This window comes from Nostoc sp. CALU 1950, assembly GCF_051172895.1.
Taxonomy (GTDB): domain Bacteria; phylum Cyanobacteriota; class Cyanobacteriia; order Cyanobacteriales; family Nostocaceae; genus Nostoc; species Nostoc edaphicum_A.
In genome coordinates this window covers 1-204 of the sequence record NZ_JBDNJQ010000515.1, presented here as the reverse complement: position 1 = coordinate 204, position 204 = coordinate 1, and the positions used below count along the sequence as shown (strand labels likewise).

Sequence of the window (204 nt, the reverse complement as noted above, 5' to 3'; positions counted from 1 at the left end):
GTGGAGACAGTGAACTGTGGAAGAGTGATGGTACTGAGGCTGGTACTGTCCGCGTCAAGGATATTAATACTGCGACAATCCACTCTAGCCCGCAAAATCTGACGAATGTCAACGGCACAGTGTACTTTGTTGCTAACGACAGCAGCGGGGACAGTGAACTGTGGAAGAGTGATGGTACTGAGGCTGGTACTGTCCGCGTTAAGG

At 51.0% G+C, this 204-nt stretch carries 1 protein-coding gene; it reads left to right on the top strand.

Translation table 11 applies throughout. The features are described from left to right. The coding region (locus tag ABF638_RS38595; RefSeq protein WP_435027982.1) for a hypothetical protein at window positions 1-204 on the top strand (204 nt) is incomplete at both ends.